Below are 12,201 nucleotides of genomic sequence, written 5' to 3' on the forward strand. Positions count from 1 at the left end.
AGAAAGGCGTTACCCCTCCATGATTGACGCGACCGGAAACCCGCAGACGATCCTGCTGCTCGGCGGCACCTCCGAGATCGGCTTGGCGATCGTCGAGCGCTACCTGCGCGATGCCAAGGCCCGGGTGATCCTGGCCGACCTGCCCAACTCGCCGCGCAAAGCCGCCGCCATCGCCCAGCTGGAAGCCGCCGGCGCGAAGTCGGTGCAGTACTTGGACTTCGACGCGCTGGACACCGCCGCCCACCCCGCGGTGATCGAGGCCGCCTGGGCCGACGGTGACGTCGACGTGGCGATCGTCGCCTTCGGCATCCTCGGCGATGCCGAGGAACTGTGGCAGAACCAGGCCAAGGCCGTGCTGACCGCACAGATCAACTACACCGCCGCGGTCTCGGTCGGCGTGCTGATCGCCGAGAAGATGCGCGCACAGGGCTTCGGCCAGATCATCGCGATGTCCTCGGTGGCCGGGGAACGGGTGCGCCGCTCCAACTTCGTCTACGGCTCGACCAAGGCCGGCCTGGACGGCTTCTACCTCGGACTGGGCGAGGCCCTGCGCGAGTTCGGTGTGCACGTCCTGGTGATCCGCCCCGGCCAGGTCCGCACCACCACCACCCTGGAGCACTGGAAGGCCACCGGCGCCAAGGAGGCCCCCTTCACCGTGGACAAGGAGGACGTCGCCGAACTGGCCGTCGCCTCCGCCGCCAAGGGCAAGGAGCTCGTCTGGGCACCTGGGCCGGTGAAGTACCTGATGTCCGTGATTCGGCACATCCCGCGGCCGGTCTTCCGCAAGCTTCCGCTCTGATGTCCCCGGCGGCCAGGACGGCCGGCCAGATGCTGGCCGCGGCCGCCACCGCGACGGCGCTGGCCGTCATCGCGCTGCTGGCGATCGCCCGTGTCGAATGGCCCGCCTACAACTCCTCCAACCAGCTGCACGCGCTCACCACTGTCGGCCAATTCTTCTGCCTGGCAGGGGTTTTTGCCGCTGGCGTGCTGTGGCGACGCGGACGACGACTGTTGGCGCGCATCGCGTCGGTGGTGTTCCTCTCGGCCTTCTCGGTGGTGACGCTGGCCATGCCGCTGGGGGCCACCCGGCTCTACCTGTTCGGCATCTCGGTCGATCAGCAGTTCCGCACCGAGTACCTCACCCGGCTGGCCGACAGCCCCGCACTGCACGATATGACCTATATCGGCCTACCGCCGTACTACCCGGCCGGCTGGTTCTGGCTCGGCGGGCGGCTGGCGGATTTGACCGGCATGCCGGCCTGGGAGATGTTCAAGCCCTGGGCCATCATCTCGATCACCGCCGCGATCGCGGTCGCGTTGGTGCTCTGGACGGCGATGGTGCGCTTCGAGACCGCGCTGGCCGTGACGACCGCAACCGCGGCCGTCACGCTGGCCTACACCTCCTCCGAGCCCTACGCCGCCGTGATCACCGTTCTGTTGCCTCCCGTATTCGTGCTGGCCTGGTCGGGCCTCAAGGGCACCAACCGGGGCGCGCTCGTGGGTGCCGGGGTGTTCCTCGGCGTCGCGGCATTGTTCTACACGCTGTTGCTGGCGTATGCCGCCTTCACGATCACCCTCATGGCGTTGGTGCTCGCGGTCGCCGGGCGCCGTATCGCGCCGCTGCTGCGGCTGCTCGTGGTCGCCGGCATCTCCGGCGCGCTGGCGCTGTTGACCTGGGCCCCGTACCTGTTGGCCGCGCTGCGCGGCGCCCCGGCCGATACCGGCACCGCCAGGCACTACCTGCCGATGGACGGCGCCGAGCTGACCTTCCCGATGCTCGACTTCACGTTGCTCGGGGCGTTGTGCATGCTGGGCACCATCTGGCTGGTGGTGCACGCCCGCAGGTCGTCCACCGCAGGCCCGCTGGCAGTCGGGGTGCTGGCCGTCTACGCCTGGTCCCTGTTGTCGATGCTCTACACGCTGCTGGGCACCACCCTGCTGTCGTTCCGCCTGCAGCCGACGCTGTCGGTCCTGCTGGCGGCCGCGGGCACCTTCGGATTCGTCTGGCTGACGCAGGCCGCCGTCGCCCGCTACCAGCACCCGGGACGGCACGTCGTCGCCGTCGCCGCCACCATCGGCCTGATCGGTGGGCTGACCTTCAGCCAGGACATCCCCGACGTCCTGCGCACCGATATCAACGTCGCCTACACCGACACCGACGGCTACGGCGCCCGCGCCGACCGCAGGCCGCCCGGCGCCGAGCAGTACTACCGGGCCCTCGACGAGCGCATCCGGGAAGTCACCGGCCGCCCGCCGAACGAAACCGTCGTGCTGACCGCCGACTACAGCTTTTTGTCCTTCTACCCCTACTACGGGTTCCAGGGCCTCACATCCCATTACGCAAACCCGTTGGCGCAGTTCGAAGCCCGCTCGGCCGCCATCGAGAGCTGGGCGCTGCTGACCACGCCCGACCAGTTCGCCACGGCCCTGGACCAGCTGCCGTGGCCCGCGCCGACGGTGTTCCTGATGCGTCGCGGCGGACCGGACAGCTACACCCTGCGGCTGGCCGCCGACGTGTATCCCAACCAGCCCAATGTCCGGCGCTACCAGGTGTCGCTGGACCCGGCGATCTTCGACGACCAGCGCTGGGACGTTTCGACCGAGGGACCGTTCGTGCTGGCCATCCGTAAACCACAGGCCGACGGTTGATGGCCGGACAACTACCATCTAGCTCCGTGAACGACACGGCGACCAACCACCGCACCGCCCGTCTGGTCGCCATCGTCGCCGGATTGCTGGGCACCATCCTGGCGATCGCCACCCCGTTCCTGCCGGTCACCCAGACCACCGCCACGCTGAACTGGCCGCAGAACAACAGTCTGGACAGTGTCGACGCACCGTTGATCGGCTACGTCGCCACCGACCTGAACATCACGATCCCGTGCAGCGCGGCAGCGGATCTCACCGGTCAGCGCAACGTGCTGCTCTCCACGGTGCCCAAGCAGGCGCCCAAGGCCGTCGACCGCGGCCTGCTCATCGAGCGGGTCAACAACGAACTTCTTGTCATCGTGCGCAACACCCCGGTCGTCAGTGCGCCGCTGATCGATGTGCTGAGCCCGAACTGCCGGGAACTGAAGTTCACCGCGCACGCCGACAAGGTCACCGGCGAGTTCGTCGGGCTGACCCAGGCCTCGGATGATCCCGATCCGGGCGAACCCCGCCGCGGCGAACGCGGGGGTTACGACTTCCGCCCGCAGATCGTCGGCGTCTTCACCGACCTGTCCGGGCCCGCCCCACCGGGGCTGCAGTTCTCGGCCACCATCGACACCCGGTACAGCAGCTCGCCGACGCCGATCAAGACCCTGGTGATGGTGCTGGGTCTGCTGTTGACGATCGCCTCGCTGATCGCGCTGCACCGCCTCGACATCGCCGACGGTATGCGGCACCGTCGGTTCCTGCCGCAGCGCTGGTGGTCGATCACCAAGCTCGACGCCCTGGTCGCCACCCTGATGGTGTGGTGGCATTTCGTCGGGTCCAATACCGCCGACGACGGCTACATCCTGACCATGGCCCGGGTTTCCGAGCATGCCGGTTACATGGCCAACTACTACCGTTGGTTCGGCACCCCGGAGGCGCCGTTCGGCTGGTACTACGACCTGCTGGCGCTGTGGGCGCACGTCTCCACCGCCAGCATCTGGCTGCGGCTGCCCACCCTGCTGATGGGACTGGCGTGCTGGTGGATCATCAGCCGCGAGGTCATCCCCCGGCTCGGTGTCGCGGTCAAACACAGCAGGCCCGCGGCTTGGACCGCGGCGGCGATGTTCCTGGCGTTCTGGCTGCCGCTGAACAACGGGCTGCGGCCCGAGCCGATCATCGCCCTGGGCATCCTGCTGACCTGGTGCTCGGTCGAGCGTGGCGTCGCCACCAGCCGGCTGCTCCCGGTGGCGGTGGCCCTGATCATCGGGGCGCTGACACTGTTCTCCGGCCCGACGGGTATCGCCGCGGTCGGCGCGGTCCTGGTCGCCGTCGGGCCGCTCAAGACGATTGTGGCCGCACATGTTTCGCGCTTCGGCTACTGGGCGCTGCTGGCTCCCGTCGCTGCCGCGGGCACCGTCACCCTGTTCCTGATCTTCCGCGACCAGACACTGGTCGGCGAGATGCAGGCCAGCTCGTTCAAGTCCACCATCGGCCCCAGCCTGGCCTGGTTCGACGAGCACATCCGGTACTCGCGGCTCTTCACCACCAGCCCCGACGGATCGGTGGCACGTCGCTTCGCGGTGCTGGCCATGCTGCTGGCCCTTGCGTTGTCGATCGCGATGACGTTGCGCAAGGGGCGCATCCCCGGGACCGCGATCGGCCCCGCGCAGCGGATGATCGGCATCACCGTCATCTCGTTCCTCTCGCTGATGTTCACCCCCACCAAGTGGACGCACCACTTCGGCGTGCTCGCGGGCCTGGCGGGCTCGATCGGCGCGCTGGCCGCGGTGGCCATCGCCGCCGCGGCGATGAAGTCCAAGCGCAACCGCACCGTCGTCACCGCGATGATCCTGTTCGTGACGGCGCTGTCGTTCGCCACCGTCAACGGGTGGTGGTACGTCTCGAACTTCGGTGTGCCGTGGTCGAACGACTTCCCGGCCTTCGGTTTCGGGTTCACCACCATCCTGCTCGGCTTCTCGGCGCTGGCCCTGTTGGTCGCCGCGTACCTGCACTTCTCGGGACGGCCGTCACCGCAGCGGCCGTGGACACGCTTCACCGGTGCCCCGTTGGCCGTGATCGCCTGGGCCGTGGTGCTGTTCCAGGTGGTCTCCCTGACGATGGCCGTGGTGACCCAGTACCCGGCGTGGACGGTCGGCCGATCCAATCTCGAGGCGCTGACCGGCAAGTCCTGCGGGCTGGCCACCGATGTCATGGTCGAGCAGGATCCCAATGTCGGGATGCTCGCCCCGGTGGACGTCCCGGTCGGTGATGCATTGGGGGCGGTGACCGCCGACGGCTTCCGCCCCAACGGGATTCCGGACGATATCGAGGCCGATCCGGTGATGAACCAGCCCGGCGACAGCAATTTCGCCGATTCCGAGGCCAGCGACGAGACCGGCAGCGAACCGGGCACCGAGGGCGGCACCACCGCCGCCGCCGGCGTGAACGGTTCGCAGGCCCGACTGCCCTACAACCTCGATCCGGCCCGCACTCCGGTGCTGGGCAGCTGGCGCTCCGGACCCCAGCAACCGGCCAAACTGCGGTCGGCCTGGTACCGACTGCCTCCTCGCGATGAACGCGGTCCGCTGCTGGTGGTCGCCGCCGCCGGCCGCTTCGATGCCGGCGAGGTATTGGTGCAGTGGGCCACCGACGAGCAAGCTTCCGCCGACAAGCCCGGTGGCACAATTGGTTTCGCCGATGTGGGCGCGGTGCCGGCCTGGCGCAACCTGCGCGCCCCGATGTCGGCCATTCCCGGTGAAGCCACCCAGGTGCGGCTGGTGGCCTCCGATGACGACCTGGCACCCCAACACTGGATCGCCGTCACTCCGCCGCGGATCCCCGAACTGCGCACCCTGCAGGATGTCGTCGGGGCAGACGATCCGGTGATGCTGGACTGGCTTGTGGGCCTGGCCTTCCCGTGCCAGCGGCCGTTCTTCCACAACAACGGCGTGACCGAGGTGCCCAAGTGGCGCATCCTGCCGGATCGCTTCGGGGCGGAGGCGAACTCGCCGGTGATGGACTACCTCGGCGGCGGTCCACTCGGTATCACCGAACTCCTGCTGCGCGCGGTGCCGGTACCGACGTACCTGCGCGACGACTGGTTCCGCGACTGGGGTTCCCTGCAGCAGCTGCGGCAGTTCTACCCGAACGCGAAACCCGCAGAGCTGGAACTCGGCACCGCGACACGCAGTGGGCTGTGGAGTCCGGCGCCGCTGCGGCCGAGCTGACGGGTCGATCAGCCTCCATCTACCAGGTTTCGGCCACGTCGGCCCCATTGCCCGCGAGACTGACACCAGGTACGAATTCGGGTGCCGCTACGTACCTGGCTTCAGCCGCCGACGGAACAGCCATCGAGACTGACACCAGGTAGGCCCGTCCGAGCTAACGCCGGCCTGAGATGATCGCCTCGATATTGCGTTCGGCCAGCGCGGTGATCGACATGTACGGGTTGCAGCCGATATACCCCGGAACGAGCGACGCGTCGTTGACGTAGAGGTTCTCGTACCCGTTGACCCGCCCGAAGGCATCGGTGGCAACACCCCGCACACACCCACCCAGTGGGTGAACAGTATTGGGCGCGAAGGCTTTCCCCTCGAACAGGTCATCGCGGTAGTCCACCCCGTTGGCCTGGGTCACCTTGTCGAAGACCAGCTTGGCCCGCTCGATCAGGCGGTCGGTGTTGCTCTGTGGCCAGTCGATGGAGATGGCGTCGGACGCGCGGTCATAGCTGATCACCGCGCGGTCGCCGGTGCGGACCATGGCGTAGTAGCCCAGCGCATGGGTCTCCAGCGGCAGCGGTAGCGAGAACATGCTGGCGTACACCGGGTTGTCCGGATCGTTGCGACCGTCCAGGTTGATCATGCCCAGCAGCGACTGCAGGGTACCCACCGGATCCTGCTCGGCGGTGTTGTGGGCCACCATGATGTCCCCGTTGTTGCCATAACCCTCACCGACCTCGTCGGACAGGTCGGCAAGATCGCCGTTCTCACGCGCGCGCAGTAGCAGCTCAGCCGTCCCGACCACGCCGGCCGCCAGATACAGCTGCTCGCAACCGATCTCGTTGCGCGACAACTCTTTGCCCCACCGATCGATCTCGCGGATGGACACCACGTACTCCCCGGAGGATTCGCGGCGGATGCCGGTCACCTCGGTCAGCGGACGCAACGTCACCTTGCCGGTGGCCAACGCCGCGGCGATGTAGGTCTGATCCACACTGCCGAAGCGTCCGTAGTTGTTGCCGTACTGGCATTCCCAGTCCAGTGCCGACTTCGGCGCCTGGCCGGCGGCCTCCGAGACCATGTAATCGAACGAGTAGGCGCTTCCGTTGTAGTCCACTCCGTAGCCTGCCGCCTCGGCATAACTGCGCCCCACCCGCGCATATTGGAAGTAGGGGGTCTGCTCGAACCAGCCCATATCGCGATAGCTGATCTTCAGCGTGGTCTTGGCCCGCTCGACATAGGTGCCGAGGAACTCGTTGGGGTCGATGTCCGGGAAGGCCGCCCGCACCTGATCCGGCGTGGGTATCGCGGCGATCGCGGCGTTCACCATCGAGCCACCACCGACCGCTATCCCGCGGAAGACCTCGTGGGCGCCGTAGGTGATCTTGTCGCAGATGCCCGCCTGGACCGGCTGCGAACCAGGATTCTGGGCAGCGACCGCGTTGACCGATATGCCGCCGAATGAGGGCACCAGGCTCGGTGGCACATCGCGGAACCAACCCGCCCGGGTGTCGGCGGGCAACATTTTGCTGAACCGCTTACCGTCCTCGTCCGGGGTGTCCCAGAGCCGACCGCGCTCCAGGATCAGCGTTTCGACGCCGGCCTCCCCCAAACGCAACGCGCTGACGCCCCCGCCGTACCCGCTGCCGACCACGATGGCCTGGTGAAACGCGCGATCGGCCGGTCGCTCGCCGGACTCGGTCCGCTGGCACGCCACCACGGCGCCGGCACCGGCCGCCGCACCGAGCGCGACACCCAGGAACCGCCGTCTTGTCAGCAAAACCGGTCCACCCTCACAGCAAAATCCCCCTTCGTTATCGTCCCGTGTTTGCACTGCTCTGAGAACCAGGTTAAATGGTTCAGGAAACTCGCTCACTGTCCAGCTTGCAAGGATACGAAGTGCTCGACCCGCAGACCCGCACAACGCGCAGGTGGCGCGATGCGAAAAGGTACTTGTGGCTGCTCGGCGCCGTCGTCCCCGGCCTGGTGGGGCTGGCCTGGTTGCTGGTCCAGCTGACCGGTTCCGCGATCTTCTGGTGGGTGGGTCCGATGATGGCCTTCATCGTGATCCCCATCGTTGACCAGCTAATTGGCACTGACGACGGTTACCTCACTGGCAACGCACTCGCGCACCTCGAAACCGACCCGTTCTACCGGTGGGCGAACTATCTCTATCTGCCAGGTCAATACCTGTCGCTGATCTTTGCCTGCTGGCTCTGGGCCGGCGGCGGTTGGGTCACCATGACGTTGCCGGACAAGCTGGGCCTGATGTTCACCGTGGGCATCGTCGGCGGAATCGCGATCAACGCCGCCCACGAACTGGGCCACCGCCGCGACACGCTGGAGCGCAGGCTCAGCAAGATCGCCCTGGCCCAGACCGGCTACGGGCACTTCTTCGTCGAGCACAATCGCGGCCATCACGTGCGAGTCGCCACTCCGGACGACCCGGCCAGCGCGCGATTCGGCGAGAGCATCTACCGGTTCATCCCCAGGTCCGTGCTGGGCGGGCTGCGTTCTGCCTGGCAACTGGAGACCGCACGGTTGGCGAAGGCAGGCAAGTCGAAGTGGTCACCGGCCAACGACATCCTCAACGCCTGGTTGCTGACCGCGGTGTCGTTCGCCGTCCTGATCGTCTGGTTCGGCGCCGTGATCACGCCGTATTTGCTGGGACAGGCCGTCATCGGCATCTGCCTGTTGGAGACCGTCAACTATCTGGAGCATTACGGGTTGCGCCGCCAGCGGGTCGGAAGCGGACGCTACGAGCGGGTCGGGCAGCGACATAGCTGGAACAGCAACACCCTGATGGCCAACGTGTTCCTGTACCACCTGCAGCGCCACTCCGACCACCACGCCAACCCGCAGAAGCCATACCAGACCCTGCAGCCGTCGGACATCGCCCCGCAACTGCCGACCGGTTACGGCAGCATGCTGGTGCTGGCCTGGTGCCCGCCGTTGTGGCGCCGGGTGATGGATCCGCGGGTTCTTGCCCACTACGGCGGCGACGCCAGCCTGGTCGCCGTCCGCCCAGATTGATTTCCAGCGCGGGTCACGGGACGGCACACCAAGGCTCGTCGCTTACTGTTGAACCTCGTGCCCACTAGGACCATCCGCCTCGTAGCCATCATCGCGGGCCTCGTCGGCATGGTGCTCTGCGCTCTTGCGCCCTTGTTGCCGGTTCGGCAGAGCACGGCGACGATCCAATGGCCGCAAACAGCCGGCGCCGAAGGCTTCATCAGCGATGTCACCGCCCCGCTGGTATCGGGAGCACCGCGCGAACTGGACGTGACCATCCCGTGCCAGGCCATCGCCACGCTGCCCGCCGACGGCGGGCTTGTGTTCTCGACGATCCCGCCGGGCGGTATCGACGCCGGACGCAACGGATTGTTCGTCAACGCCAATGCCGACGTCGTGTACGTGGCCTTCCGGGACACCGTCGCCGCGGTGGCCCCGCGCGATGCCGTCGCTTCCGGGGCCTGCGGCGAACTGCACATCTGGGCCGACGTCGACGCCGTCGGCGCCGATTTCATCGGTATCCCCGGCGCGCGCGGCGAACTGGACGTGGACAAACGTCCGCAGGTCGCGGGCCTGTTCACCGAACTGCCGGTCGGTCTCGACTCTGGCGTGCGGGCGCGGGTCGACATCGACACCCGGTTCATCACCAGTCCGACCGCGCTGAAACTGGCCGTCATGGTGCTGGGCACCGCGTCGGTGCTGGCCTCGATCATCGCGCTGGCCCTGTTGGACCGCACGACGGGACGCCGCCTACGGGGTTGGGACCGCCGTCGCACGGGCTGGGCGACGTGGCTGGCCGATGCCGGCGTGCTGAGCTCCTTGTTGCTCTGGCATATCGTCGGCCCGCAGTCATCCGACGACGGCTACAACCTGACGATCGCCCGGGTATCGTCCGACGCCGGTTACGTCACCAATTACTACCGCTACTTCGGCGCATCCGAGGCCCCGTTCGACTGGTACCAGAGCGTGCTGGCACATCTGGCCTCCATCAGCACCGCCGGAGTCTGGATGCGGCTGCCCGCCACCCTGGCCGCCATCGGCACCTGGCTGATCCTCAGCCATTTCGTGCTGCCCCGCCTCGGTGCCCGACTGGCCCACAACCGGATTGCACTGTGGACCGGTGGCGCGGTCTTCCTGGCCGCCTGGCTGCCCTTCAACAACGGTCTGCGACCCGAACCGTTGATCGCGTTCGGCGTGCTCCTGGTCTGGATGCTCGTCGAGATCTCGGTGGCGCGAAGGATCCTGTGGCCCACCGCGCTCGCCATCGTGATCGCCGTGTTCAGCGTGACGCTGGCACCGCAGGGACTGATCGCGCTCGCCCCGCTGCTCGTCGGCGCGCGCGCCGTCACCCGGATGATCGCCGCCCGCAGGCCGGATCAGGGGCTGCTGGCCCAGCTCGCCCCGCTGGGCGCCGCCGCCGCGGTGTTGTTCGTGGTGGTGTTCCGTGACCAGACGCTGGCCACCGTCGCCGAGTCCGCGCGCATCAAGTACACCGTCGGACCCACGATCGCCTGGTACCAGGAGTTCCTGCGGTACTACTTCCTGACCGTCGAAGACAGTGTCGACGGTTCGATGACCCGGCGGTTCGCGGTCCTCATCCTGCTGCTGTGCCTGTTCGGGCTGCTGATGGTGCTGCTGCGCCGCGGCACCGTCCCCGGCGCGATGAACGGTCCGGTGTGGCGCTTGATCGGCACCGCCGGGATCGGCCTGTTGCTGCTGCACTTCACGCCGACCAAGTGGGCCGTGCAGTTCGGCGCCTTCGCCGGGCTGGCGGGAGCACTGGGCGCCGTGACGGCGTTCGCGCTGGCGCGGGTCGGCCTGCACAGCCGGCGCAATCTCGCGCTGTACGTGACGGCCCTGCTGTTCGTGCTCGCCTGGGCCACCTCGGGTATCAACGGCTGGTTCTATACCGGCAACTACGGGGTGCCCTGGTTCGACAAGCAGCCCGTGATCCTCGGTTTCCCGGTGACGACGATCTTCCTCGTGCTGGCGATCGTCGGTGGACTGCTCACCGCCTGGCTGCACTTCCGTATCGACTACGCCGGGCACACCGAGGTGGCCGACACCGGCCGAAACCGGGCGCTGGCATCGACGCCGTTGCTCGTGGTCGCCGTGATCATGGTGGTGCTCGAGCTCGGCTCGATGGTCAAGGCGACCGTGGGCCGCTATCCCGTCTACACGACAGGGCTGGCCAACCTGTCTGCGTTGCGGTCCGGTCTGTCGGGCACCAGTTGCGCGATGGCCGACCACGTCTTGGTCGAGGCCGACACCAATGCCGGTCTGCTGGAACCGGTCCCGGGTCAGCGCTACGGCCGGTACGGACCGCTCGGTGGGGAGAACCCGGTCGGGTTCACCCCCAACGGCGTCAGCGACACCCTGGAACCCGCCGAACCCGTCGCAGCGAATCCGGGCACCGTGAACTCCGACGGCCCGGTCGACAAACCCAATATCGGTGTCGGTTACGCCGCCGGTACCGGCGGTGGGTACGGGCCGGAAGGAATCAACGGGTCGCGGGTGTTCCTGCCCTTCGGCCTCGATCCGGCACGCACCCCGGTGATGGGCAGTTTCGACGAGAACACCGTGGCCGCCAAGGCGACATCGTCGTGGTACCAGTTGCCGCCGCGCACACCGGACCGTCCACTGGTGAGCGTCGCCGCCGCAGGCGCGATCTGGTACTACGAGGAGGACGGGTCGTTCAAATACGGCCAGTCGCTGAAGCTGCAGTGGGGTGTCCACCGGCCGGACGGGTCCTATGAGGCGCTCAACGAGGTCCAGCCCATCGACATCTTCCAGCAGAAGGCTTGGCGCAACCTGCGTTTCCCGCTGACGACGGCACCCCCGGAGGCCAACGTCGCCCGCATCGTGGCCGATGACCCGAACCTGTCGGAGGACCAGTGGTTCGCCTTCACACCGCCACGGGTGCCGGTGTTGCAGACCGCGCAGGAGTATCTGGGCAGCCAGACCCCGGTCATGATGGACATCGCGACCGCGTCGAACTTCCCGTGCCAGCGCCCGTTCGGCGAACATCTCGGCGTGGCGGAACTTCCCGAGTACCGGATCCTGCCGAACTTCAAGCAGATGGTGGTGTCGTCGAATCAGTGGCAGTCCGCCGAGGATGGCGGGCCTTTCCTGTTCATCCAGGCACTGTTGCGCACCTCGACGATCCCGACCTACCTGCGTGACGACTGGTATCGCGACTGGGGATCGCTGGAACGCTACGTGCGCGTCGTGCCCGCCGACCGGGCGCCCGAGGCAGCCATCGAAGAAGGGACACAGAACGTGTACGGCTGGAGCCGCGGCGGACCGATCAGGGCACTGCCGTGAACGGCGAATC

General features: G+C 67.5%; 6 protein-coding genes. 5 read left to right on the top strand and 1 reads right to left on the bottom strand.

What is annotated here, in order from left to right:
* Window positions 1–19 precede the first annotated feature (19 nt).
* Genes G154_RS08475 through G154_RS08485 form a run of 3 tightly spaced genes read left to right on the top strand, consistent with a single transcriptional unit; the run spans window position 20 to window position 5,864 of the window.
* Window positions 20–799, top strand: coding sequence for a decaprenylphospho-beta-D-erythro-pentofuranosid-2-ulose 2-reductase (locus G154_RS08475; protein WP_019510918.1), 780 nt, complete (start codon window positions 20–22; stop codon window positions 797–799).
* Window positions 799–2,649 (top strand): galactan 5-O-arabinofuranosyltransferase, encoded by a 1,851-nt coding sequence (locus G154_RS08480; protein ID WP_019510919.1) that lies wholly within the window; start codon window positions 799–801, stop codon window positions 2,647–2,649. Before G154_RS08475 ends, G154_RS08480 begins: the two co-directional genes overlap by 1 nt.
* Window positions 2,649–5,864, top strand: a complete 3,216-nt coding sequence (locus G154_RS08485) for an arabinosyltransferase domain-containing protein (protein ID WP_023984993.1) — start codon at window positions 2,649–2,651, stop codon at window positions 5,862–5,864. Before G154_RS08480 ends, G154_RS08485 begins: the two co-directional genes overlap by 1 nt.
* Window positions 5,865–6,018: 154 nt before the next feature.
* On the opposite strand, the gene G154_RS08490 is transcribed toward G154_RS08485, so the two are convergent.
* Window positions 6,019–7,635 carry a GMC oxidoreductase gene (locus tag G154_RS08490; protein ID WP_019510921.1) on the bottom strand — a complete coding sequence of 539 codons (1,617 nt, stop codon included), beginning with the start codon at window positions 7,633–7,635 and terminating at the stop codon, window positions 6,019–6,021.
* 119 nt (window positions 7,636–7,754) lie between these two features.
* Here G154_RS08490 and G154_RS08495 point away from each other — a divergent pair, with 119 nt between their 5' ends.
* Together G154_RS08495 and G154_RS08500 are read left to right on the top strand one after the other, a co-directional pair.
* Window positions 7,755–8,888, top strand: coding sequence for an alkane 1-monooxygenase (locus tag G154_RS08495; protein ID WP_019510922.1), 1,134 nt, complete (start codon window positions 7,755–7,757; stop codon window positions 8,886–8,888).
* Between the two features lie 108 nt (window positions 8,889–8,996).
* Window positions 8,997–12,191, top strand: a complete 3,195-nt coding sequence (locus tag G154_RS08500) for an arabinosyltransferase domain-containing protein (RefSeq protein ID WP_019510923.1) — start codon at window positions 8,997–8,999, stop codon at window positions 12,189–12,191.
* Window positions 12,192–12,201: the final 10 nt, after the last annotated feature.

This window comes from Mycobacterium sp. VKM Ac-1816D (genome assembly GCF_000416385.1).
GTDB lineage: Bacteria > Actinomycetota > Actinomycetes > Mycobacteriales > Mycobacteriaceae > Mycobacterium > Mycobacterium neoaurum_A.